This is a genomic window from Hassallia byssoidea VB512170 (assembly GCF_000817785.2).
Lineage (GTDB): Bacteria > Cyanobacteriota > Cyanobacteriia > Cyanobacteriales > Nostocaceae > Hassallia > Hassallia carrinoi.
In genome coordinates this window covers 1-25,574 of the sequence record NZ_JTCM02000010.1, presented here as the reverse complement: position 1 = coordinate 25,574, position 25,574 = coordinate 1, and the positions used below count along the sequence as shown (strand labels likewise).

The 25,574-nt window shown below is 41.4% G+C and carries 22 protein-coding genes; 11 read left to right on the top strand and 11 right to left on the bottom strand.

Annotation, left to right across the window (positions count from 1 at the left end):
* The first annotated feature begins 386 nt into the window (after window positions 1–386).
* Window positions 387–584 carry an NblA/ycf18 family protein gene (locus PI95_RS07330; protein ID WP_039740518.1) on the top strand — a complete coding sequence of 66 codons (198 nt, stop codon included), beginning with the start codon at window positions 387–389 and terminating at the stop codon, window positions 582–584.
* A gap of 412 nt (window positions 585–996) precedes the next feature.
* Here PI95_RS07330 and PI95_RS07325 read toward each other — a convergent pair whose 3' ends face one another.
* Window positions 997–2,559 carry a serine/threonine-protein kinase gene (locus PI95_RS07325; protein ID WP_039740516.1) on the bottom strand — a complete coding sequence of 521 codons (1,563 nt, stop codon included), beginning with the start codon at window positions 2,557–2,559 and terminating at the stop codon, window positions 997–999.
* 509 nt (window positions 2,560–3,068) lie between these two features.
* Between PI95_RS07325 and PI95_RS07320 the strand changes: the two genes are divergently transcribed.
* The 5 genes from PI95_RS07320 (at window position 3,069) to PI95_RS07300 (ending at window position 8,935) form a co-directional block, all read left to right on the top strand.
* A complete protein-coding gene (locus PI95_RS07320; RefSeq protein ID WP_236116965.1) occupies window positions 3,069–3,431 on the top strand; it encodes a type II toxin-antitoxin system HicB family antitoxin in 363 nt (120 codons plus the stop codon).
* A complete protein-coding gene (locus PI95_RS07315) occupies window positions 3,428–3,850 on the top strand; it encodes a type II toxin-antitoxin system VapC family toxin (RefSeq protein WP_039739238.1) in 423 nt (140 codons plus the stop codon). The genes PI95_RS07320 and PI95_RS07315 overlap by 4 nt, the downstream gene beginning before the upstream one ends.
* Window positions 3,828–4,109: a hypothetical protein gene (locus tag PI95_RS07310; protein WP_163518691.1), complete on the top strand. Its 282-nt coding sequence runs from the start codon at window positions 3,828–3,830 to the stop codon at window positions 4,107–4,109. Before PI95_RS07315 ends, PI95_RS07310 begins: the two co-directional genes overlap by 23 nt.
* A gap of 149 nt (window positions 4,110–4,258) precedes the next feature.
* Window positions 4,259–5,218: a tetratricopeptide repeat protein gene (locus tag PI95_RS07305; protein ID WP_039739236.1), complete on the top strand. Its 960-nt coding sequence runs from the start codon at window positions 4,259–4,261 to the stop codon at window positions 5,216–5,218.
* 9 nt (window positions 5,219–5,227) lie between these two features.
* Window positions 5,228–8,935 carry a tetratricopeptide repeat protein gene (locus PI95_RS07300; RefSeq protein ID WP_039739234.1) on the top strand — a complete coding sequence of 1,236 codons (3,708 nt, stop codon included), beginning with the start codon at window positions 5,228–5,230 and terminating at the stop codon, window positions 8,933–8,935.
* A gap of 156 nt (window positions 8,936–9,091) precedes the next feature.
* On the opposite strand, the gene PI95_RS07295 is transcribed toward PI95_RS07300, so the two are convergent.
* From PI95_RS07295 to kdpB, 6 genes are all read right to left on the bottom strand, one after another.
* Window positions 9,092–9,538, bottom strand: coding sequence for a hypothetical protein (locus PI95_RS07295; protein WP_039739233.1), 447 nt, complete (start codon window positions 9,536–9,538; stop codon window positions 9,092–9,094).
* A 155-nt stretch (window positions 9,539–9,693) separates the two neighbouring features.
* Complete coding sequence (locus PI95_RS07290; protein WP_039739231.1) at window positions 9,694–10,944, bottom strand: anhydro-N-acetylmuramic acid kinase; 1,251 nt, start codon at window positions 10,942–10,944, stop codon at window positions 9,694–9,696.
* Between the two features lie 84 nt (window positions 10,945–11,028).
* Window positions 11,029–12,162: a histidine kinase gene (locus PI95_RS07285; protein WP_039739229.1), complete on the bottom strand. Its 1,134-nt coding sequence runs from the start codon at window positions 12,160–12,162 to the stop codon at window positions 11,029–11,031.
* Between the two features lie 240 nt (window positions 12,163–12,402).
* Window positions 12,403–13,008: a K(+)-transporting ATPase subunit C gene (gene kdpC, locus PI95_RS07280; RefSeq protein ID WP_039739227.1), complete on the bottom strand. Its 606-nt coding sequence runs from the start codon at window positions 13,006–13,008 to the stop codon at window positions 12,403–12,405.
* A gap of 51 nt (window positions 13,009–13,059) precedes the next feature.
* Window positions 13,060–13,326: a potassium-transporting ATPase subunit F gene (locus PI95_RS07275; RefSeq protein WP_039739225.1), complete on the bottom strand. Its 267-nt coding sequence runs from the start codon at window positions 13,324–13,326 to the stop codon at window positions 13,060–13,062.
* Between the two features lie 93 nt (window positions 13,327–13,419).
* Window positions 13,420–15,525 carry a potassium-transporting ATPase subunit KdpB gene (kdpB, locus tag PI95_RS07270; protein WP_039739222.1) on the bottom strand — a complete coding sequence of 702 codons (2,106 nt, stop codon included), beginning with the start codon at window positions 15,523–15,525 and terminating at the stop codon, window positions 13,420–13,422.
* An 18-nt stretch (window positions 15,526–15,543) separates the two neighbouring features.
* Here kdpB and PI95_RS07265 point away from each other — a divergent pair, with 18 nt between their 5' ends.
* Window positions 15,544–15,723, top strand: coding sequence for a hypothetical protein (locus PI95_RS07265; protein ID WP_163518690.1), 180 nt, complete (start codon window positions 15,544–15,546; stop codon window positions 15,721–15,723).
* On the opposite strand, the gene kdpA is transcribed toward PI95_RS07265, so the two are convergent.
* The gene (gene kdpA / locus PI95_RS07260) at window positions 15,704–17,401 is read right to left on the bottom strand and encodes a potassium-transporting ATPase subunit KdpA (protein ID WP_039739220.1); all 1,698 of its coding nucleotides are present in this window, start codon (window positions 17,399–17,401) and stop codon (window positions 15,704–15,706) included. The genes PI95_RS07265 and kdpA overlap by 20 nt on opposite strands.
* A 546-nt stretch (window positions 17,402–17,947) precedes the next feature.
* Window positions 17,948–20,653, bottom strand: coding sequence for a primosomal protein N' (gene priA / locus PI95_RS07255; RefSeq protein WP_039739218.1), 2,706 nt, complete (start codon window positions 20,651–20,653; stop codon window positions 17,948–17,950).
* A gap of 797 nt (window positions 20,654–21,450) precedes the next feature.
* Here priA and PI95_RS07250 point away from each other — a divergent pair.
* A complete protein-coding gene (locus PI95_RS07250) occupies window positions 21,451–22,620 on the top strand; it encodes an RpoD/SigA family RNA polymerase sigma factor (RefSeq protein ID WP_039739214.1) in 1,170 nt (389 codons plus the stop codon).
* Between the two features lie 106 nt (window positions 22,621–22,726).
* A complete protein-coding gene (locus tag PI95_RS07245; protein WP_039739212.1) occupies window positions 22,727–23,212 on the top strand; it encodes a GNAT family N-acetyltransferase in 486 nt (161 codons plus the stop codon).
* On the opposite strand, the gene PI95_RS07240 is transcribed toward PI95_RS07245, so the two are convergent.
* Complete coding sequence (locus PI95_RS07240) at window positions 23,156–23,521, bottom strand: hypothetical protein (RefSeq protein WP_163518687.1); 366 nt, start codon at window positions 23,519–23,521, stop codon at window positions 23,156–23,158. The two genes, PI95_RS07245 and PI95_RS07240, sit on opposite strands and share 57 nt — an antisense overlap.
* 3 nt (window positions 23,522–23,524) lie before the next feature.
* Between PI95_RS07240 and petJ the strand changes: the two genes are divergently transcribed.
* Together petJ and PI95_RS07230 are read left to right on the top strand one after the other, a co-directional pair.
* Window positions 23,525–23,860 carry a cytochrome c6 PetJ gene (gene petJ / locus PI95_RS07235; RefSeq protein ID WP_039739209.1) on the top strand — a complete coding sequence of 112 codons (336 nt, stop codon included), beginning with the start codon at window positions 23,525–23,527 and terminating at the stop codon, window positions 23,858–23,860.
* A gap of 247 nt (window positions 23,861–24,107) precedes the next feature.
* The gene (locus PI95_RS07230) at window positions 24,108–25,007 is read left to right on the top strand and encodes a tetratricopeptide repeat protein (RefSeq protein WP_039739208.1); all 900 of its coding nucleotides are present in this window, start codon (window positions 24,108–24,110) and stop codon (window positions 25,005–25,007) included.
* 86 nt (window positions 25,008–25,093) lie between these two features.
* On the opposite strand, the gene PI95_RS07225 is transcribed toward PI95_RS07230, so the two are convergent.
* Window positions 25,094–25,574 (bottom strand): CHAT domain-containing protein (locus tag PI95_RS07225; protein WP_163518689.1); only part of this gene is annotated, 481 nt, incomplete at its 5' end.

Here is a 25,574-nt window from a genome sequence, read left to right as displayed (position 1 = left end):
TCTGGATTTACTTCAGAGGCTAAATTTATCTAATTTGGTTAATTGACATCTTGCACTTTCTTTGGTATCGCGAATATAATTCACGATTACAGCCTTTAATCGTCCCCTTTGCCGGAACGAAAAAAGGAAGTTATACCATTGCCACCTGCAAATCTCTAAATATTTCCGAAATCTGCTTCAACAGACTTGAGTTATATATCAGTAGGTGTAGATGCAAGATAAATCACCAAAAAAATACCTAACTTGGAGTATGGGCAACCTGTCAAACAATTGTTATCTTTTTTAATACGGAGGAACAAATGTACGACAATTTGATGTCCATCTACTAACCGATTAGGGCTTCTGTAAACGACATAACCTGTATTCGTTGTCTTTTGGAGTTAATTATGAATCAGCCAATTGAATTATCCCTGGAACAGCAATTCAACATCCGCTCATTTGCTACTCAAGTGCAGCACATGAGCCACGAACAAGCTCAAGACTTTTTGGTTAAGCTTTACGAACAAATGGTAGTGCGTGAAGCAACTTATAAAGAGCTTCTCAAGCATCAGTGGGGCTTAGATTCCGGTTCCGCTATGGCATAGAGTAGTTCTCGTGTCGCAGTGGGCGACCTCCTTCTCTTGCTCGGTTCCAAGGAGGAAAAAAGCTGGGGATGTTTGGGGCGTCAACTCGATAGGCAACTCAAATCACACAATTAAAAGAGCGAAAACTCAACCAGAAAAGTATTATAACTACATTCTTGATGTAGTTTCAACTGATTGTAGTTTTTAGGTTAGCAATGCATGTGCATTAAACAAATGTCATTAATTTGTTTTGCAGCACCCAGAGCCAAAATTACACGTTTCTACTTACATTCATTCGCTGGATTCTCAAAGAGAGCAAACGCAGCGTAAATCCAACCAGACTTGGCGAAAGCGATTTTTAACTTCACTATTTATATTTTTTATAACGATATCTTGCAAGTAACATATTTTCTTTACAAAAATTAATATTCACTCAGATTGAAACTTGGTCGCAAAGGTCGAACGGGGAATCAGTATCAATTAGTTCGAGCTTTGCCAAAATTTGCGGCTTAATCTTTTCATACTCGTTTTTGAGTAAATTTTTACTAATTTGCGGATCGACAGAAGACACAAGTGTGCTGCTAATCGCGACCCATTGTTGAAATCGTTGGCGTTGGGCGAAGGCAATACTTGAAAGCTGGATATGAGCGCAACTTTGGGGAGCCTCCCGTGCAAAGAACAAAAGCCGATAGTGACCTGTATTGCCCAGTAAGCGGGTAGTTTCTTGACCAACACTTGTTTTGAGGTCGAGATAATAAGGCAGCCATTTAGCACCATGTTTGCGGTTGTAAATGACGGTAATCCACAGCAGCATCGGGTGAGGAGAAGTAATGAAAAGAAATTGATTGTAACGAGTACAAATTAAGCGATTTTCAATTTCCTGTTTGGGTAACATCACCCACAGAGCCGGACAAAGATTACCATTGACATGGATGGGTTGAGGAAAAACAATATTGGCGATCGGTTTATTTTGGGGCCAAGAAGTGACGCGAGCCAGTTCATCAGTTGAGAAGGATAAGCGCGAATCTACCTTAGTCTTTGGCTCCAAAGAAGCTGGAACTGCAAGCATTTTAGTTGAAGCTTCCGGAGCTTGCTGAATGCCAATCGTGTAACTTTGTTCTAGAGATGCCAAACCCTTGAGGATTTCACTGATATTTTGGGGACGCGAATTAACTGTTTTGGCTAGACAACTCATAATCAAATTCTCCAACTCCTTCGGTACTAAGTCTTTAGACACAAATTCACTGAAAGAACGCGGTTGTTGATAGTGATGTACTTTATACCATGCTCCAAAAGAGTGTGTTGGTGCGGCTAGAGGCATTTTGCCCGTGAGCATTTCAAACATCATTACGCCCAAACTATAAATATCTGAGCGGTTATCAAGTTCTTTGCCCTCCATTTGTTCTGGAGAAGAATAAGCCAGCGTACCTAAATAGTAGTTAGTATGATTGCTATCTGATTGTAATAACTTAGCAATTCCAAAATCGAGAATCTTGACTAATTCGCCAAAACTAGGGTCACTAATCACCAGCATGTTGCTGGGCTTGATATCCCGGTGGATAATTGGGCAGACTTTACCATCAACTAAAATGCCATCATGAGCGCACTGCAACCCCAAACAGATTTGCCGCGTCATACTTAAGAAAGTTGATAAAGTCATCTGTTGGTTGCGGATGACATGGCTCAAGTTTTTTCCTTGCAGGTATTCCATAACGTAGAACGGGGTGTTATTCTCATCTACGCCATAGTCCATCACGCGAACAATGTGAATACTTTTTTGCCCAACTAAAGCACAAGTTTTTGCTTCTCGCTCAAAGCGGTCTTGCAATCGCATCTTTTCATTTTGAATTGATAAAGCGAGAAATTTAACGGCAACAGGTACCCCTCCCAACAAAACGTCTTTAGCACGATAAACCCGACCCATTGCTCCAGTACCAATTAACTCCTGAAGCTGGTAACGTTTGCACAAGTAACGATTAATGTTGGGGTCTGACATAGAAAATTTGACTCTAATAAAACTACAATTGGGTGTAATACCTATCCGTTGGATAAGTAAGTATACGGGTTGGAAAGTTGAATCAAAAAAACCAATTAGTATATTTACTTTGATGTTTAGTACTATTGGGAGCTTTGACTCGGATTTATTTTGCCCAATCTTCACCCAATAATTATTAGTCATTAGGGATTTTTGGTTGTTATTCCTATGCTTGTCACTATCGGCAGAGAAAAAGAGACAAATGTAACTATAGCAATCCGCGCATAAGAGCGTGAACAACAAGAACCCCGGTAACTCCTGCGAAACCGGGGTTCTGAGCTTTGCGATTTTCACTCCGCAAAATCATTTTGCTCAAAGCTACTAAATTACTTATTGAAAGCTATTGTAGCGATCGCTTGTCAGCGTAAATGCCTTTATTTTGCCCAAGAATAAGGCGGCGTGATATACCTTTTTGTCAGTTAGAATCAAGATAATCTTTGAAATAAACAATAGAAATGAATTTATCTGTTTTGACTCCAAGCAAAAAGCCTTCTGAGTTGACTTACGATGTGCTAATTGAAAATCAAGAAGATGGTAAGGTTCTTGCGACAGTGATAGGTTTGCCAGATTGTCAAGCCATAGGTGCTACTAAAGAAGAAGCTTTAACAAGTTTATATGAGCGTTTGACTGAGCGTTTGGCTAAAGCCGAAATCGTCTCTATTAAAATCGAACCTCCCAAAGCCGAACATCCCTGGATGAAATTTGCTGGTATGTTCAAAGATGATCCTCAATTCGATGATATGCTGGCGGATATTGAAGCTTATCGCCGTGAACTAGATGCCGAAATGGAGGAATACTACCGCAAACTTGATGCTGAGGATGAGGCGAAATGAAGCTCTGCATACTTGACACGGATCACATATCCCTTTTTCAACGAGAGCATCCAGTTGTAACGAAGCGTGTTAATAAAGCCAATCCTAAACAGATTGCTACAACAATCATTACAGTAGAAGAACAAATACGTGGACGGCTTGCTCAGATTAAAAAGTCTTCTTCATCTGATACCATAGTATTAGATTATGCAAGGCTAGATGCTACGTTAAACTTTTTCAAAAGTATCAACGTGTTTCATTTTAATCAGGATGCTTATACTGTTTACAAAGAATTGCATCGTCAAAAAATCCGCATTGGTACACAAGATTTGCGAATTGCAGCGATCGCTCTCTCGGTTGATGGCATTGTAGTTACACGCAATCACAAAGATTTTGCCAAAATTCCGAATTTAACAATTGAAGATTGGACGATACGTTAATATTCTTAGCTTGAGGTGCGTTAGCGAAGCTCGCCAAAGGCATCGCTTCACCCACACTCAGCCAAAGCGCGATCGCTTCACCCACACTCTGCCAAAGTGCGATCGCTTCACCCCCACTCAGCCAAAGCGCGATCGCTTCACCCACACTCAGCCAAAGCGCGATCGCATATTTCGGGGTTTAAGGTCTTCGGTTAGTATTGCCAACCCCAGAAAGCTTTTAGACTTTTCTTCACAATATCTTAAGAATACAAATAACTAGCAGTGTTTCTACGGTATGTCGCATTACTGTATCGTAATTATGCTGAGGTTAATTTTTTATTTTGCATAAATTTTGCATAGCCTGGTTGTCCTCAGAAATATAAAAGATTGAGCAAGCGATCGCCTGTAGTCATATAAGAGGAGTAACCAATGCCTAACCGTTTGAAGAGTTTCGCCCTAGCTACTTTAGTGTTTTCACTGACTTGTGGTGTTGGATTAGCAGCAAATGATGTGGTAGTCAAGCATACTTTGGCGCAAACTGCGGCAAGTTCAGATCGGAAAGCGGAAGCGGATAAATTGTTTCAAGAGGGTGTGCAGCAGTATCGACGTGGGGAATATCCGAAAGCGTTGCAGACTTATCAACGGGTGTTGGAGATACGGCGACAATTGGGGGATAAAGTGGGAACTGGGCAAACCCTTAACAATATAGGACAGGTTTACAACGGTTTGCAGCAAAACAACAAAGCACTAGAAGTTTTACAACAAGGTTTAACAATTCGCAGGGAAATCAAAGACCGGGCTGGAGAGGGAGAAACTTTAGATAATCTTGGTGGGGTTTACCTTGCTTTATTTAAAGAAGAAAAATCGTTAGAAACTTTACAACAAGCTTTAGCAATTCGCCGCGAGGTAAAAGATAGAAATGGGGAAGCAGTGGCTCTCAGTAAAATAGGATTTACTTACGTTTTCTTGAAAAAACAAGAGCAAGGCTTGAAACTTTTAGAAGAAGCGTTAGCGCTACACCAAGAACTAAAAGACAAGTTTCAAGAGGGATTTACCCTATTTAGAATAGGGCAAGTTTATTGGAATGTGGATAACTATACTCGTGCTTTGGAGTGGTACAAAAAGTCACTAATAGTGAACCGAGAGGTAGGAAACCGTGCTTGGGAAGGTAGAAGCTTACAGCAGATAGGAGAGATGTATTCTAACCAACAGCAATATGACCAAGCGATTAAGTTTTATCAGCAAGCTTTACCTCTAATTCGAGAAGCGGGAATTAGCCCAGCAGAAGAGAATATTTTAGCGTCAATAGGAGATGCTTTCAACAATCTCAAACAATATGACCGTGGTGTAAATTTTTATCAGCAAGAGCTAGCTAGTGCCAGAAAATAAAATAATAAATTGTTGCAAGGTAAAATTATTCAATGGATAGGAGACACTTATTTTAAGCAAGAAAAATATGACCGTGCTTTAGAATTTTATCAGCAAGCATTGCCATTTGCCGCAGAAGTAAAAGAGAAGTCTTTTAAAGCTAATATTCTCGTATTCATAGGATTGTGTTATTTCAATCAGAAACAATATCCCCAGGCAATTAATTTTTATCAACAAGCACTTGTTGTTGCAAAAGAAGCAGAAGACACTGGACATGAAGGCAGAATTCTCAACGCAATAGGAAGCGCTTACTTCCAACAGCAGCAATATGACTCAGCTTTGAAATTTTTTCAACAAGCACTGCCCGTTGCCAGAAAAGCTAAAAATGAATCACTGGAAATAGATATTCTCGCTAATATAGGGGATGTTTACAGCAAGCAAAAACAAGATGACCGTGCAATAGAGTTTTACCAACAAGAGTTACAGACTGCACGAAAAGGAGATAAAAAGTTATTACAGGGTAATATTCTCTCTTTTCTAGGAAATACTTACTTTAACAAAAATGATAAAATACGTGCTTTGGAGTTTTATCAGCAGGCATTAGCTATATTTAAAGCCGTTAATGATCGTCCACAGCAACTTAATACCCTGACTAGAATAATGCGATCGCATGACTCAATCGCTCTGTCTGCTAGAAATAAAAAAGATTATACTCTCACGATGAACGAAGCTAATACAATTATTGCCTTAGCACCAGAAGCGTTAAATCTTGCCAGAGATTTGAAACAAAAATCAGATGAAAAGGAACTAACAAAAATACAAAGTAGAGCTTATACATTAATAGGAGATGTCCATCAAAATTTAGGAGATTTGCAAAAAGCACAGGAGTTTGCTGAACAAGGTCTTAAAATTGCCCGACAGTCTGAAAATTTGGAAGCAGAAAACTACGCTTTGTCTGTTATTGCTGGAGTTTATCTGTCACTAGGAGAGGAAACTAAGTACATTGACTTAAGCCAGCGAGAGTTAGAAATTGCCCAAAAACTCAAAAAGCCAGTTTCAGAAACACGAGCTTTATTAAATATTGCCAGTAGCTACCAGCTTCTAGGAAACTTTCAAAAAGCTATTGAATTGGAGGAACAAGCTTTAACCAAAATAGAATTAGTTGATATTAAAAAATTACCTGAAGACCGTCAATTTTATGCTTGGGAAACAAAATCAGATGTTTTTTGGACTTTTAGTCGTACTTACATTTCTCTTGGTGAATATGATAAAGCTTTAAAATTTGCCCAACAGCGTATTGATTTGGTACAGACATTAAAAAAACCAGAACTAGAAGCAGCAGCATTAATTGGTTTAGGTAATGTATATACTGCACGACAAGAATTTGAGAAGGCTGTTAAACTTACTCAACAAGCTTTAGATATAGCCAAGCAAATTAAAAATCCTGAGATAGAAGTAGACGCTTTGAAGCAACTCGCTAAAGTCTACGTCGCAATGGGAAAATATCAGCAAGCTACCGAGTTAGCGAATTTACTTTTGGAGACAGCAGACAAAAACAAAAATATCAAGCTTAAATTAGACGCTTTGAATATTCTCAAAGATGTTTATACTGCTCAAGGAAACTTACAGAAAGTTTTGGACTTATTACAGCAAAGTTTAACAATTGCCAAGCAAGATAAAAATCCTTCATCTGAGTTTTGGATACTGGTAAATCAAGCGACATTTTACATTTCATTAGGAGATTATCAAAAAAGTCTAGATTTATCTCAACAGGCACTTTCAACAGCCAAGAAAGTACAAAATCCACAACTGGAGGCAGCGAGTTTATTTTTACTTGCCTCTGTACACTTTGCTAAAGGGGAACCGAAAAAAACTATTGAACTTGCCAATCAGGGGTTAGCTATTTCTCAAAATACTAAAATGATTTGGGTAGAAATGTTAGCAAATGCTGTATTGAGTCTAGGTTATGGCAACTTAGATAATGACCAAAAAGCTATGGAATCAGCCCAAGCTTTATTAGCACTTACTAGAAAAGCCCAAAGTCCTAAAGACGAAAAAACTGCACTGACGTTTTTAGGACATATTCATCGCAAATTTGGCAGAAAGCAGGAAGCAATTAAAACATATAATCAAGCTTTAGCAATTAAAGTTTCAGCAAAAGTTGTAGGTGCTGATTCAGATATCTATGCTGGTTTAGGTCGCGCTTACGCTGATTTAAATCAACCTGATGAAGCCATAAAAAACTTTAGAGAAGCTTTCACTCGTGCGGAGGAGGTACGACGCGGTTTCCAAGGACTAACACCAGATTTACAAGCATCTTATTGGGAAACAATAGCTGACTTTGACAAAGTAAAGACAGTTGATCTTTACCGTCAATATGCCGATTTATTACTCAAACAAGGACGCACAGTAGAAGCACAGCAAGTTTTAGATTTAATCAATGTGCGAGACCTTCGAGAGGCTCGAACTCAAGCAAAAAATAACTCTTTAATTGCTTTGGGATTCAAAATTCAAGAATGTGATCAAAAAAAATGTTCTCCAAGCGAAAGAAGTCAACTTCTAGACCAAGTTGAAGCTATCAATACACAATACGATAAAGACTTAAAAGCAATTGAAAACGAAATAAAGTCCCGATTTAATAAGGATGATGGTGCTTTTGACCCACGATTTAAGAGTAAACCTAAAGAAATCGTCGAAGCGCAACCAGGTACAGTTATGATTTCTCCTTTTGTCCTGGAAGATAAAATGTGGTTGCTATTGACCGCACCAGGAGGAGTTAATAAGGCATTTGAAGTCAAAGTTAGCAGAAAAGAATTAGGACAAGCAGTCAAAGAGTTTCGTGATTTGATGGAATATTGTGAGGGACGTGGTGGTTCTAATTGCACAGAATCTGATATTCCCAAAATACAACTAGCAAGTAAAAAACTTTATGACTTGCTAATTAAACCCTTAGAACCAGAACTGAAAGCTAACCCAGTCAAAAATCTTGTTTTTGGACTTGATAGGGTGATACGCTACGTTCCTATGAGCGCTTTGTATGATGGCAAACAGTATTTAATTGAGAAATACAGCATCTACAACATACTTTCATCAACCCTGACAGATGTTAAAAAACCCAACTTACAAGCAACCAAAGATACTCAAGTATTAGCAATGGGTGTATCTGATGGTCTACCTAATGTAGAAAAAGAGATTGATAACATTGTGAAAATTTATCCTGGGTTAAAGTTCCTCAATGAAAAATTTGACTTTCGGACTCTACGAGATAATCTTGCTGGAAAGCAAATTTTACACCTGGCTACTCATGGTCAATTTATATCTGATAAAAAAAACAAAACATATGAGTCATATGTACTGTTAGGAAAAGATGAACGTTTAACCACATCTAAAATTAAAAAGTTGACAGGTTTGGACAAAATTCATTTAGTTGTATTGTCAGCTTGTCGTACCGCTCTTGCTGATTCACTTGAGCAAGATGGGATAGAAATTAACTCTACGGCTTATGAGTTTATGATCGGAGGTGCTAAGTCTGTGATAGCTTCTTTATGGGAAGTGAGCGATCCTAGTACAGCTCAACTAATGGAAGAGTTTTATAAAAACTTAGCCACTGGTAAAATGACGAAATCGGAAGCATTACGTAAAGCACAATTAAGTTTACTGCACCCAACTAATAAATCTACTGAATATTCACACCCATACTATTGGTCGCCGTTTATTTTAATGGGCAATGGATTGTAATACCGATTAAGACGCGATCGCGCTCACTCATAGCAAGTTGCACATCATAACCTCACCCCGACAAAGCTGTGCTTTATCTCCCCTCTCCTTATTAAGGAGAGGGGTAGGGGGTGAGGTATCATACGGAAATGTGAAAGACCCTTAACCACTGCCCAATTATGTTGGCTGACGCTCTAAGCTAGCTTCCATTGTGCTAGTTAAAAAATGACCGGCAAGGATGCCACTGGTTAAGTAGTAGCTATCATTATTGACTCGGTGTAAAGTTTCAAAGCCACTGCGACGTTGGCGATCGCTTAATACCCAATAACGCTGCACAATTGTATCTTGAGCAATCCAACCCTCACCTTCAACCTGCCCCAAAACATTATGCTGTAGTAAAAAAGTATACTGACGCTCTCCATCATGAAGACACCCTTTGTAGAGGAAAGAAATGTCAGAGCGATCGCTAGCTGGAAATATCAACTTTGTTGCCATCGTGAACCAGTTATCTCGATTCCAAGCTACCAAGGTCATACCCTTGACGCTGATTGGCATTCCGTTACGTTCCAGCCAATTTCCTTGCATCGTCCAGCGTCCTGGTTCTAATAAAAAAGTATGAGCCACCTTGTACAATCCTTGCCTTGGCAAATTAAGTACAGTATAGCCGCAGAGTGGGGAGTGGGGAGTGGGGAGTGGGGAGTGGGGGGAGGGGGAGGACAAGGAAGACAAGGGGGACGATTTGAGAGACTAGGGAAGAATTTATCCCTAGTCCCTAGTCCCTAGTCCCTAGTCCCTAAGCAAATTTCTCCTAGAAGAACTTCTTGACTTGCGCCTGTGGCTGCTGGTAGGTTGCCGGGGATGCCTAAGTTTCGCCAATAAGCTAAAACCGCGAAGGCGATCGCTTCTTTAAAATCGGCACTCAACCCGACTTCATCTGTGGTTAATACCGGGATTGATTGTAACAAAATCTGCAAGCGATGCTTCAAATAAAGATTGCGACTACCCCCACCACATAAAAATACTTGCTGTGGCATTTGCGGTAAAAATGTGCGGTAATTCTGAACAATTGAAGCTGCGGTTAGTTCGGTAAGAGTTGCCAGTAAGTCGGCAGAACTAAGTTGATATATTTCTGCGTCTTTTAAACACTGATGCAGGTAAGCAACGCCGAATAACTCTCGACCGGTGGATTTAGGCGGCGGTAAATGAAAGTAGTCTTGATTTAGCCATTGTTCTACCAATGGATGGCAGGGTGTGCCACTGGCTGCCCAGTTACCGTTTTCATCGTATATTTTCGCACCAGCAGTTAAATGATGTACCGCCAAATCTAATAAGCTGTTTCCTGGTCCTGTATCCCAGCCGAGAATTTTTTCGAGCCAGTTGTCACGGCGAGGTGGTATGTAAGCAAGATTACCAATACCACCGATGTTTTGAATACAACGCCCTTCTTGAGGATGACTGAGCAAATAGGCATCTACTCTAGGTACGAGGGGCGCACCTTGACCACCTGCGGCGATATCACCGGCGCGAAAGTTACTGATAGTGGTAATAGCTGTCAGATGAGCAATTACAGCACCGCGTCCGAGTTGTAGACTGTAACCTAGGGGGGCGGGGGAACCTAGGGGGGCGGGGGAACCCCGCCCGTACAGCAGTGGCGAGTTATCAATTCCCCTTGTCTCCCCCTCTCCCCCTCTCCCTTTCCCCCCCTCTCCCCCTCCTCCTGGTGGTCGATGGTATATTGTTTGACCGTGGGAGCCAATTAAAGAGGCTGGCTTGTGACCGTTTTGGATATTTTGGGCAGCTTGGGCAAAAGCGAGGGCGATCGCATCATCTAATTCTGCCAATTCTGCCATTGAGATCGCTTTTCCAGCACAAACTGCTAAAATTCGCTCTCTAAGTTCGACTGGGTAAGGATATGTTTCTCCGGCTAACAACTCAATTTTCAGATCCAAATCTGTGCCGGAAATATCTACTAAGGCAGCGTCTATACCGTCTACGGAAGTACCACTGATTAAACCGATTACATAAGTCATTCGATTTTGGATTTTAGATTTTGGATTTGGGATTTTTAATTAAAGTGGAGATACAAAAAGATTTGGGTAATTGCTCGTTGGTATCTACAACTGAGTGCTATTGTTTTTCTCAGTGGCAATTATATGTAAATCAACGTTTTTCAGCAAGCGGACTAACGTTTGTGTTAAAGATCCTTTCCAGAGTATTTGCCAGCGGGTTCGCTGACTTTCGCCAATTACAATTTGGGTGATGCGATATTGTTTCGCGACTTCTGCGATCGCACTAGCCACATCATTACTGCTGAAATGAATAAACGTACCTTCAAATTCTTTACACAGTTTCTCACAAGTTTCAATATATAAACTTTCCTCCTTGGTAAGGAAGCGGTCTTTTTCTTTGACAAATACTGTAAAAATAGGGGCATTCATATAATTAGCAAGCCTAGCCCCTCGACGCAATAGTTGTACTGAGTTGGGATAGGTGGATACGCACACCAAAACCCGCTCGTGAATGTTACAGAATTGTCCTGCGGGGGTGGAGGCGATCGCATCTTCTTCGATGTTGTCTGCGACTTCCCGCAAAGCCAATTCCCGCAAAGCTATCAGATTGCGACGTTGAAAGAAATTATCGAGGGATTGTTGGATTTTTTGTTGTGCATAAATTTTGCCTTCTCGCAAGCGTTCTTGCAGAGTTTCTGGTGTTACATCTATAACAACAATTTGATTTGCTTCGTCTAAAATGCGATCGGGAACCCGTTCTCGTACTATCACCCCAGTAATTCGCGCTACCAGGTCATTGAGACTTTCCAAATGTTGAATATTCATTGTGGAGTATACATCAATGCCTGCTGCCAATATGATTTCTACATCTTGATAGCGTTTTTCACGCTCTTGACCTGGGACATTGGTATGTGCGAGTTCATCGATTAATACTAGCTGAGGCGATCGCGCTAATATTGCATCGGTATCCATTTCCGTCAAAGTCAATCCGCTGCGAGGAATTTCCTTACGGGGTATTATTTCCAACCCTTGCCCTTTTTGTGCCGTCTCCTTACGTCCGTGGGTTTCCAAAAGCCCAACAACAACATCAATTCCCTCATGTTTGAGCGCATGTCCTTCTTCCAACATGCGGTAAGTTTTGCCCACACCAGGAGCCATACCAATAAATATTTTATGTTTACCCCGCCGCGCCGAACGTATAGGATAATAACTTCCAGAATTTGAAAGTTTAGTGTTCATACAGTTGTTAAAAGTTAGGAGTTAGGAATTAGGAGTTAAAAGTTAAAAGTTAGGTAGAGACTTTCAGAGCGCAAAACGTCTGTAGGGGAGGCAGTAGTTAGTAGTTATTTATTATAAGTTAGTTGACAACAAACTTTAACTCCTAACTCCTAACTCCTAACTCCTAACTCCTAACTCCTAACTCCTAACTCCTAACTCCTAACTCCTAACTCCTAACTCCTAACTCCTAACTCCTAACTTTTATTGATTTTGCCTGCGATTAAGTTCTTGGAGGTCGAGAGCGTAATTCAATCGCAAAACATTAACTCCAGGTTCTCCAAAAATCCCTAAAAATCTTTTATCGGTATACTTATCAAGTAAAGGACGTATTTCATCTTCGCGGACACTACGAGCTTTAGCAACTCGATCTAACTGCTCCCGCGCTGCTTTTATTGATATATGTGGGTCTAAACCCGAACCAGATGTATAAATTAAATCGGGGAGTGGTTGAATATTCTCGTCTTTGAGTTGATTTGCTTGCTCTACAATTCGTTTGAGCAATTCTGGATTACTGGGAGCGAGATTGCTGGCGCCAGATATGCCGGTTGGTCTGGCTTGTTTTCCTTGGCTGTATCTCACCGTACTCAGACGACCATGAAAATAGCGCTCATCTCTGAACTGTTGTCCAATCAAAGCCGAACCAATTGGTTCATCTTTGAAATTATAGATGATACTGCCATTAGCCTTTTCTTGAAGCAAGGGTACTTGAGCTATCAAAAGAATAAATAAAGGATAAATAATTGCTGTCAGCAACCAGAGAACCAAAGTAATGCGAATTGCTCTGATAGCTTCTCTCACAATAGACATAAAATTTGTTTAAAACCTCTAATATTTACTTTAATTTTTTCGGTTGCCCAATTAATAGCGTTCCGGGCGAAAAATGACATCAAATAAGTAAATTATAAGTGCCACAGTTACAAATCCTAAAACGCCGATCGCCCAAGCCGAACGACGTTCCAAAGTGCTATCAGCAGCGTAAACAACTGGAGCAATTACCAAATTCAAACATAGTACTATAAAAATAACGAGCGGCAATTTTTGTTTATACCATCGCCACCAAACAAACAAAATTGCCTGTACTCCATCCATTGCCAAAAACTTATATTGGAAATTAACTTTTTTCATAACTTTCCTCTTACTTGACTTCCTTGACGCTTCGTTTTATTAATAATAGTAGAGACATTAACTACAACATCTCTACAATCAAAAAATCAAGCCTCACGCTAACCCTACCACCGTAATCAACATGTCAATCAATTTAATTGCAATAAATGGTGCAATCACCCCACCCAACCCATAAATTAAGATATTACGTTGTAGCAATTGATTAGCAGTTAGCGGTCTAAACTTCACACCCCGTAACGCCAAAGGAATCAAAGCCGGAATAATCAAAGCATTGTAAATCAGCGCTGACAGTATGGCAGAATTGATGCTGGTCAACTTCATGATATTCAAACTTTGCAGATTGGCAGTAGCAAATAGCACTGGGATAATCGCAAAATATTTAGCAATATCATTGGCGAGAGAAAATGTAGTTAATGCTCCACGAGTAATCAGCAATTGTTTACCAATAGAAACGATATCAATTAGCTTGGTGGGATCGGAGTCCAAATCTACCATGTTTGCCGCTTCTTTGGCTGCTTGAGTACCAGTATTCATTGCTACGCCGATATTTGCTTGAGCGAGGGCAGGAGCATCGTTAGTACCGTCTCCCGTCATCGCTACAAGTTTGCCTTTTGCTTGTTCGCTTTGAATTACGTAAATTTTATCTTCTGGTGTTGCTTCGGCAATAAAGTCATCAACTCCAGCTTCAGTAGCAATTACAGAAGCGGTAATCCGGTTGTCGCCGGTCAGCATGATGGTACGCACACCCATGCGTCGCAACTGGTCAAAACGTTCGCGAATACCTGGTTTGACGATATCTTTCAGATAAATGATGCCGTAAATTTCTCGATCTAGGCAAACGGCTAAGGGTGTACCTCCCTGGTGGGAAACTTGTTCGTAAGCAGCGTTAAGTTCTGGAGAATCTTGTCCGTTACGGGAACGTACAAATCCCAGAATTGCTCGTACTGCTCCCTTCCGCGCTTGATATCCACCTGGTAAGTTAGTACCGCTCATGCGCGTTTTGGCGGAAAAGTCAACTGGTTCTGACTGATTGCGGTCAAATTCAACTTTTGCCCCGAACTTTTCAGCCAGCCGGACAATCGATTTTCCCTCTGGTGTATCATCAAAGACGCTAGCTGCCAAAGCGACACTGGCAATTTCCTCGATTGAGTGACCGTTGATTGGGATAAATTCTTCTGCCAAGCGGTTGCCAAGAGTAATTGTACCTGTTTTATCGAGAACTAAGGTGTTAACGTCACCGCAGGCTTCTACTGCTCGTCCGGAAGTGGCAATAACGTTAAATTGGGCAACTCGATCCATACCGGCAATACCGATCGCACTCAGCAAACCACCGATGGTTGTCGGGATTAATGCTACCAACAAAGCAATTAAAATTGGTACACTAATTGAACTTTTGACATAAAAGGCGATCGCTGGCAATGTCACCACAACAAATAAAAACACTAAGCTAAGAACTGCCAGCAACACCGTCAAAGCAATTTCATTCGGTGTTTTGCTGCGTTCTGCACCTTCCACTAAAGCGATCATCCGGTCAATAAAGCCTTTACCTGGGTCAGCCGTAATCCGGATAATTAATTCATCGGAAATGATCCGCGTGCCACCAGTAACCGAACTAGCAACATCCGAGCCTGATTCCTTCAATACTGGTGCAGATTCGCCAGTAATTGCCGATTCATCCACCGACGCGACACCCATAATCACTTCTCCATCGGCGGGAATGATATCACCTGCAACTACATATACAGTATCACTTTGTCTGAGGCTGGTGGAAGGTACTTCGGTAATTGAGCCATCAGGGGAGAGTTTTCTTGCGAGAGTTTCTGACTTAGTTGAGCGCAAAGCATCAGCTTGAGCTTTACCGCGTCCTTCGGCAACGGCTTCGGCAAAATTGGCAAACCAGACAGTAAAGAATAAAATCCCGGTAATCAAGCCGTTAAAACGCTGTAAATTCTCGCCTGAGACTTGTCCAAATAAGTAAGGATCGATCGTGACTAAAAGAGTAATAATTGTGCCTACCCAAACCAAAAACATGACTGGGTTTTTGATTGCATATTTGGGATTGAGCTTGACAAAAGCATCTTTAACTGCTCTTAGATAAAGTCCTTTATTGTTTACTTTAGACTTTTTTGGCGGTTGACGGCGATCGCTCTTGAGAGAACGTGGAGGTTTATTTTTAGAAGTAGTTGCAACGGGATTCATATATTTGGGGAGTGGGGAGTGGGGAGTGGGGAGAGGGGGAGTGGGGGAAGCGTGGTGTGGGGAGGTGGGGAGATGGGGAGAGGGGGGGAAAGAAGAATTATTCTCCTTGTCCCCTTGTCTCCCTTGTCCCCTTGTCTCCCTTGTCCCCCCCTCTCCCCCTCTCCCCCTCGTCTTCTAGCTACCGGACCGCGAGTTTAAAACCTTCGGCGATCGGACCTAATGCTAAAACGGGGAAGAATGTCAGTACTCCTAAAATCAGAATTACTCCAGCGGTAACACTAGTAAATAGCAGAGAATCGGTTCTGAGGGTACCAGGGGTTTCTGCCACTGTTTGTTTATGTGCCATGCTGTCAGCTAAAAGTAGGATGGCGATAATTGGTACGTAGCGTCCTACTAAGATGCTCACACAAGTACTTAAGTTCCACCATAAAGCTGTAGGTGCAGGTTGGCTATTAGCTAACCCTGCAAACCCAGAACCGTTGTTAGCCGCAGCTGAAGCGTATTCGTACACTACTTGGGAGATACCGTGAAAACCTGGGTTGGTAATTCCAGATAAAGTGTTGGGGGAAGCTAAGGCGATCGCGCTGGGAATTAAAACTACAATTGGATGAACTAGCAAAACTATGCTAGCAAGGACGATTTCTCGCTTTTCTATTTTGCGTCCGAAAAATTCAGGGGTGCGTCCCACCATCAGCCCAGTTAGAAATACGGTGAGAATTAGGTAAATAAATAAGTAAGCGGTGCCTGTTCCTTGACCGCCCCAAATAATCTGCAAAAATAAGTTGAAAAGGGTAGAAAAGCCACCACCCGGCATGAGAGAATCGTGCATACCGTTGACAGCGCCGCACATGGTTGCAGTGGTCATGACTGCCCATAATGCAGTTTGCGCCCAGCCAAATCTTATTTCTTTGCCTTCTAAATTCGGCTGGTCTGTTCCTAAGGCAGTATTAATTAAAGGATTTCCTTGCAGTTCACCGACGGCTGTGATGCTAACTAAAACTACGAAAATTATAAATACCATCCAAAAAAGCCGCCAAGCTTGTTTGGTGTTGTTGGCAAATAAACCGTAGGTATAAATCAATGCCGCTGGAATGGAAATCATGGCGATTTCTTCGATTAAGTTAGAAACACCATTGGGGTTTTCAAAGGGATGTGCGGAGTTAACTCCAAAAAAACCGCCGCCATTCTCGCCTAGTTGTTTGATTATCTCAAATGATGCGACAGGACCTCTGGCAATGTACTGCGTACTTCCTTCGAGGGTTGTGACAACTTGCGGTGCAGCTAATGTTTGCGGTACACCTGTTAAAAGTAAGGCGATCGCTCCAATCACCGAAATTGGTAGTAAAATCCGTGTGATGCCACGAGTCAGATCAACGTAAAAATTTCCCAAAGGTCTACCTGTTAAACCACGAATAAAGGCTATTCCTACCGCCAATCCCGTCGCTGCTGAGGTAAACATCAAAAAGCCTAAAGCTGCTGTCTGGCTGAAATAACTTAAGGTTGTTTCGCCGGCGTAATGTTGTTGATCGGTATTTGTCAGAAATGAAATCGCAGTGTGTAAGACTGTATCCCAGCTAGGCATATTTAACCGCGTGGGATTGAAAGGCAAGAATTTCTGAAGCGCTATTAACAGATATACGAAAACGCCCATAACAAAATTACTGTACAGTATTGCCCGCGCATACTGCCAACCAGTCATGTTATCTTGCTTGCGGACACTTGCTAATGTATAAATAAGTCTCTCTACAGGCTGCATTACTAAGTCAAGTAGCGTTTTTTCTCCTAAGAAGACACGCGCTATGTATTTACCCAGAAGCGGAGTTATTCCTATAACAATGCAGAGCGTTAGCCCAATTTGCAACAAACCTTGTCCCATGTATTTCCTTTACTTTTTTCAAGTACCTACAAGCCGATGCTGAAAGATTAAATTTAACAGGAGTGTGAATTTTATTTGGCGGTTAAACCGCGATATTTATTATCACTTCAATTTTTTATACTAGATTTACTCTTCTGTGTTATTACTAATTTTCAGAGATTTTTTGAACTGTCCGACAAGAATACTTAAATTTTACTTCTATTCATTTATCTTCCATATCATATTGTTTACGTTTACATTTGTTACTTTCAAACAGAGAATAATTGAGATTTTTGTCAAATAAGATACAATTTTGACTAGTATAAGTTTACACGTCTTATTGGCGATGATAACGAGTCAGGAAGCTGTAGCGAAAAATTATATTGCATATTCAAGATTTTGGGAAAAAAAGTAAGTACGCAAAAATAAATTTATTAGTAAATTTGAACCAGGCGATCGCGCAAGCGATTTTTGGGTACTAAAGTCCCCACTACGAGAAGAGACGTTCCGCAAAGAACGTCTCTACAAGGTATTGATATACGATAAATATTCAACTGAATGCGATATTCACATCATATGTAATGGGTCTACATCGATTGTTAAACTAACACTGGAAGGACAAAGCGATGTCTCACGACAAGCCGCTATGCGTCTACGCACTTCTTCCCAATCTGGCAATTGTGGCAAAGCATCGGGAGCAAACTTAATTAATATCTGCCAGCGATAACGATTTGCTACTCTTAAAATACTCGCGGGTGCTGGTCCCAATATTTCAAATCCCTCTTTTGAATTCAAAGTTGTGGCGATGATTTGCGCGGCATTTTGCACGCTTATTGCATCTAAACTACTTAAACGCAGTAAAATCAATCTTCCATAAGGAGGATAATTTAAAGCTTGTCTTTGTTCTAATTCGGAATGAATAAAAGACTCATAATCATGCCTTTGCACTGCTTCAATTACTGGATGTTCTGGTGTGTAAGTTTGGATAATTGCCTTACCAGGATCGTCACCTCTACCAGCACGTCCGGCTACTTGGGTTAAAGTTTGAAATGCGCGTTCGCTGGCGCGATAATCTGATAAATTTAACAAGCCATCAGCCGCAACAACCCCGACTAATGTGACTTGGGGCAAATCTAATCCTTTGGTGAGCATTTGCGTACCCACTAACAATTCAGCTTCACCGTTGGCAAATTTAGTTAACAGCGTGCGGTGTGCCCCTTTATTGCGGGTGGTATCGCTATCAAACCGAATAAAACGCAATTCGGGAAACTGTCGCGTCAATTCTTGGGCGACTCGCTGCGTACCGCTACCAAAGAATTTTAAGTAAGGAGAACTGCATTCCGGGCAATTTTGAGGATGCGATCGCGCAAAATTACAGTAATGACAGCGCAATAATTGCGGCGCTCCCTCTTCAGTATGGTGATACGCTAGCGAAACATCACAATGAGGACATTCCAGCACATATCCGCAACTGCGGCAAGATACAAAAGTACTGTGTCCCCGACGATGGATAAATAAAATTCCCTGTTGTCGCCTTTCTTGCAACTGTAGCAAAGCCGATTGCAGCGACTTACTAAATATAGAACGATTTCCCTGCTGCAACTCTTGTCGCATATCCACCACTTCCACCGGCGGTAAAGGACGTGAGTAAATGCGTTCGGGGAGGGGGAGGTAGTGGCGGAGGGGAGGGGGAGACAAGGGAGAGGGGGGAGACAAGGGGGAGGGGGGAGACAAGGGAGAAAAGATGCTTTCTTGTCCTCCTTGTCCTCCTTGTCCTCCTTGATCACGCAGTCCCCCTTGTCCCCCTTGATCACGCAGTCCCCCTTGTCCCCCTCTCCCTTCCCTAACGCTCAACCAACTTTCTAACGAAGGGGTGGCGGAACCTAAAATTAAGGGACAATTTTCTAATTCGGCTCGCCACTGCGCGACGGTTCGAGCGTGGTAGGTGGGGATGGGTGAGTCTTGTTTAAAGCTGCTGTCGTGTTCTTCGTCTAAGATGATTAAACCCAAGTTTGGCAAAGGTGCAAAAACGGCGCTTCGCGTGCCGATGACTACTTGTGGTTCTCCTGTGAGCATTTGTCGCCAGGTGTCGTAACGTTCACCGTCATTTAGAGCGCTGTGATAAACGCTGACTTTGTTACCAAATCTAGCGCGAAAGCGATCGGTTAATTGCGGTGTAAGTCCAATTTCTGGAACTAAAACGAGGGCGGATTTATTTTGATTGAGTAGGGGTGCGATCGCTTGCAAATATACTTCGGTTTTTCCCGAACCTGTTACTCCATGCAATAAAACTTGAGCATATCCATTTAGTTGATTTATTGTCGCTAACGCTTGCGATTGAGCTTGTGTTAATGATTTGGCTTGGTCGCCGACTACAACCGGACCACTTTCGGTTCTTAATACTTCGCGCTCATCAATGACTATACAGCCTTTTTGCTCCAGCGTTTTCAAGGTGGAAATACTTGTTTTACATATTTGGATAAATTCCGAAAGCCAAAATTCACCACCGCGATCGCGTAGTACTTTTAAAATTTCTCGCTGACGCTTGTTTAAATCAATGTAAAACCCATCATCTATTAGTGTCACTGCTGGTTTCATCTTGGGACGAGGGGAACTTGGTAGTTCCACATAACTTTCCACCCAATCGCGTTTGAGTAATTGTTCCTTTCCCCAGCGAAATCCTTTTACCTTAGGCTTGAGATATTTGAAGCTATAGTCCCCATTTGCTTGAGACTCAAGCATTTTTAGTATTTGACGCGCTGCTGTTGAAGCAAGAAATTCCTCTGCACCGTTGGGAATGTTTTCTCGCTTGAGGCGAAGGCGATGCTGCGATCGCCCTACTAACCCTGGTGGCAACGCTGTGCGTACCACTTTTATTAATGGTGTGTAATAATATTTTGAAACCCGTTCAATCAAAGTCCAGTAGTTATCTCCAAAAAAATCTCTCTGGACAACATCTGCCACTTCCTTGATTTTTTCCTGTGCTAGTTTGGCTGGCGGTTCTGATAGCAAACGAATAGCGATCGCTCCTAGTTGCTGTACCCCAAATGGCACACTTAAAATATCTCCGGGTTTTACATTTAACCCATCTGGCACTCGATACGTATACAGTTTTTCTTCTTTTTCCTCTTTTTCTTCTTCTGTTACTTCTTTTGAATAGTCAACAAAGTCAACCAGCACTTCAATCCACCGCTCAACAACTTTGCCCGATTCATATGAACTACTCGGTTCGGCTACTACCAATGGAAATAAACTTACGCCATTACTATACATAGCTTTTGAATTAATAGACTGTTATTTGCATGTGCGTTTTGGTCTGAATTAACAGCAACGCAAGTTAACTTGAACTTTTGCCATTTATTAAGACAAATTGTATTTCGCAATACTTTTATCCCTTATAATACTTGATAAGTTTCCTTTTATGTAATTTATCGGTCAAACTAATCTCAACTCCAGACGGAAATAAATATTTAATGTTGGATCTAAAAAAAAATCAAATCATCTTCGCTTACTCCTAAAAGCTGTCTTTATTTACTAAGTAAGGTATAGAGCTTTTCCACCTATTGATAGATATTCAGCCCTTTCAGTATATGGGATGCTGTAATTCAACAGAATATATATCGAGTTTAGACAGCCTAAATATTGATATTTTCATTCGTCAGTTGGCGGCGGTTGCATTAACACCAAAAAGAAGACTCTGAAGTATTTAACCAAGAAGGAAGGCATAAAAAATAAAAAGGTAGAGAAAAATATAGGAAGATTTAATGTTTAAGGATGATTACGAAAAATATTTATATTTGTTAAGGTTGATAAAGTTTGAAAATTTGACAGATTTGCTAATAAACAAAAGAATGAGGAATATATGTGTTGATGCAAGTAGATATTTCCAAGTGCAAATACCAGTATTGATTTTTGAATTATATGTAACAGGAAGTATGAAATGAAAGATACAGACTGAATGTCGCGTTCAATGAGACATTAGCAGAAACCTATATTTTGCTGTAAGACAGGTGCATTTGTTCCTTAGGGAAAACTACCAAACCTCAATAAAAAGCAGCTGTCATTTAATTATGTACCAAACAAAGCAACAATCCCTTAAGGAAACTATGAATATTGCTGAATTGGGAACAATGGAATTACTAGTAGAAAATGCTGTAGAGAGTGAAGTACCACTCGAACTAGAAGCAGTAGCAGATGAATATAGCGCGATCGCCGAATCTCTAGTAGAAACAGATGAGCGCGATGGCGATCAAATGGCGGCAGCGCGACCATCCGGATATAATAAAACCGAGCATGATGATGCTGTCGGCGCGTTTTTTAAAGAAATGGCACGTTATCCTTTACTCAAAGCCGACGAAGAAGTAGAATTAGCGCGGCGAGTGCGGTTTAATGAAGAAGTAAGGGAATTACAAGCTTCGTTGAGCGAAAAATTGGGTGAACAAGCTAGTAAGGAAAAAGTCGCATCCTCACTAGAAATGACCGAAAAGCAACTAGAAAGTCGCTTGTATCAAGGTAGAGTAGCGAAGCGGAAAATGATTCGCTCAAATCTCCGGTTGGTAGTGTCAATTGCGAAACGATATCTCAATCGCGGAGTGCCTTTCCTAGATTTAATTCAGGAAGGGGCAATGGGGTTAAATCGCGCTACAGAAAAATTCGATCCAGATAAGGGATATAAATTTTCGACATACGCTTATTGGTGGATTAGACAAGCAATTACGCGAGCGATCGCTAATGATGCGCGAACAATTCGCTTACCAATCCATATTGTTGAAAAACTTAACAAACTCAAAAAAGCGCAACGCGAACTTAAACAAAAACTTTGTCGCAACCCGACTGAAGCGGAGATGGCAGAAGCTTTAGAAATACCTTTGCCACAACTACGCCAACTACAACAACTACGTCGGCAAGCACTTTCTCTCAACCACCGCGTCGGTAAAGAAGAAGACACCGAATTGATGGATTTGCTAGAAGACGAAGATAACCAATCTCCCGAAGCAAAAATGAATGAAAACATGATGCGTCAGGAGATTTGGGAAGTTTTGGGTGATGTGTTGACACCACGAGAAAAAGACGTAATTTCTCTGCGGTATGGTTTGACTACCAGCGAACCGTGTACCTTAGAAGAAGTAGGCAATATGTTTAATTTGTCTCGCGAGAGAGTGCGACAAATTCAAAGCAAAGCCATGCGAAAATTACGGCGTCCTCACATAGCTAAACGCTTGAAAGGTTGGTTGGTGTAGTCAAAAGTTATGTAGAGACGTTCCGCCGGAACGTCTGTACGGGAGGAGCGGAGTCAACTGTCATCGTACTATTGACTTTGGACTATTAACGTTGGACTTTTGACTAATGACTTTTGATAACGAGTTAATTTTGCGGTTTGCTGAACCAGCAGATTGCACCGTGCTGTTTGAATTAATTCAGGCGTTGGCAGAGTATGAAAAATTATCTCATGCCGTCACTGGTAATGCTCAATCTTTAAAAGAGCATTTATTTGGCTCTAATAAATATATTGAAGCGATATTAGCAGAATACGCAGGGCAAGCTGTCGGCTTTGCCCTGTTTTTTCATAATTATTCCACATTTCTCACCAAACCAGGAATTTATTTAGAAGATTTGTTTGTTTTACCGAAATATCGACGAAAAGGTATTGCGAAAGCTTTGTTGACAAAATTAGCTCAAATAGCCGTGCAAAGAAATTGCGGACGTTTAGAGTGGAGTGTTTTGGATTGGAACGAGCCTGCGATCGCATTCTACCGCAGCATGGGAGCCTCTATTTTAGATGATTGGCGAATTTGTCGGGTTACAGAATTGGGGGAGTGGGAGCGTGGATAGTTGATAGTGGGGAGTGGGGAGTGGGGGAGTGGGGGAGTGGGGGAGTCGGGAGTGGGGGAGTGGGGGAGTGGGGAGTGGGGAGTGGGGAGTGGGGGAGTGGTTAGGACAATTCTTGACAACTAACAACCAACCACTAACAACCAACAACCAACCACCAACCACTAACAACCAACCACCAACCACTAACAACCAACCACCAACAAAACCGCGAAGTTTGACAGCTTGTCTTTTGACGAAGGCAATGGAGCAACTGAAAATTATAAAGGATATTACAGTGAATAGTCCTTTTTTTGCAGAGAGAGAGAACACGGGATGAAAAAGATTCTTTCGGTATTGTTGTTATGCGTAACAATCTTTACCTTTGCCTTCAACAGTCCAGCTTTAGCAGACGCAGTTAGTGGAAAGAAAATTTTTAGCGCTAATTGCGCTTCTTGTCATGCTGGTGGTAAAAACTTAGTTCAAGCTCAAAAAAATCTGAAGAAAGAAGCTTTAGATAAGTATGGCATGAACTCACAAGAAGCGATTATTGCTCAAGTTACAAAGGGTAAAGGTGCTATGCCTGCTTTTAAAGCTCGTTTAAAACCCGCTCAGATTGAAGATGTAGCCGCTTACGTGTTGGATCAGGCTAACAATAAAGAGTGGAAGTAAACAAGAGTTAGGAGTTAGGAGTTAGGAGTTAGGAGTTAGAATGCAACCTGAGTTGGGGTTTTTGTCGCCACAGTTAGTTGACGCTGACACCTGTTTATGCTTGGTGCATGTGCGTGCAAAAATACTGTTTATTTATTCGACGAAAAGCTTAATATAACATGCTGAATTCTTTCTTCTGACTCCTGACTCCTGAATTGTGAATTCTTTCTTCTGACTTCGCAAAAAAATCAAATTGGGAGATTTGTTTATGAATCGCTGCTATCGATTCATTATGAGTTTTATGATGGCGATCGCTCTCAATTTTGTCACTTTCAGCGCTGAAGCTACACCGATCGCTACCGACTTCTTGAAGTTAGGTGCAGACAAGATGCAACGCGGCAATTATCAAGAAGCAATTCAAGATTTAACTGAGGCAATTCAGCTTGAAAGTAATTTTGCCTTCTCTTATAGCGATCGCTGTCTTGCGTATCTTCAATTACAAGATTACCATAGTGCGATCGCATGTACAAAAGCGATAAATTTTGCACTCCATAATGCTAAAGCTTATTTAATTCGGGGATTAGCACACTACAGACAAGGTAATTATCTAGCTGCGATCGCTGATAACTCGCAAGCGATCGCTCTCAAACCGCATGATTTTCGAGCTTACTACAATCGCGGTATCGCTACTGCCATGTTAGGGAATCAATTACAGGCGATCGCTGATTACAATAAAGCTCTGTCGATAATTCCGCAAAACTTCCAATCTCTACAAGCGGATATATATAATGACAGAGGGTTAGCGCGGTTAGAGTTGGCAGATTTGCAAGCAGCGATGCTCGACTTTGATAAAGCAATTCGCCTCAATGCCAACGATGATAGAGCTTATTTTAACCGAGCTTGCGCTTGCACGAGAAGCGGAGATATTTTAGGTGCAGTGCGCGATTTCTCGGAAGTAATTAGACTTAATCCGAGTAATGCTCAGGCTTATGTTAATCGAGGAGTTGCCCGACATTGGTTAGGATATCATGAAGCTGCGATCGCTGACTTAGAACAAGCAGCTCGACGCTTTGGAAAGAGAGAGAAAGTAGCTTACCAAAAAACTCTCGATATACTTAAATCTGTGCAACAACAGATACCATCGGGAGCCGAAATTGCCCTGCTTTAAGTAGTGAGCGCTTCAGCGCTCAAATCAAGGGCTTAAGCACTTGAAATTGAGCGATAAATCGCTCACTACGAACATTTTTATTAAGTTTATCGCCACTCACCCTGTAAGGTGAAAGCAGACCAATAATAAGGGTTTTTCAAAGTTGAATTTTCCCAGAATTTCAATTGTGCAGCACGCAAAGCAACTGTAGGGGATTTGCCCTGCTTCAACATTTGCGTGTAAAATTCTTGCATTAATTGTGCTGTCCCCGCATCGTCAACTTGCCAAAGAGACACACCCACACGTTCTGCACCAGCATACATCAATCCTCTTGTCAAGCCTACTAATCCTTCACCGTTGACATCTTTACCTAAACCGGTTTCGCAAGCGCTAAGTACGATTAAATCGGCTGCAAAGTCAAGATTAAAAATATCACCTAGTCGTAAATAACCTTTATTAGCGGGTTTACCTTGTTTGTCTACAAGGGAAAGAACGATTCCTGATAATTCTGGGTTATTCGGGTCAGCAAAGCCGTGGGTAGCAAAATGTAAAAAGCGATATTGAGAAAGTTGGGGATTTGTTACCCAG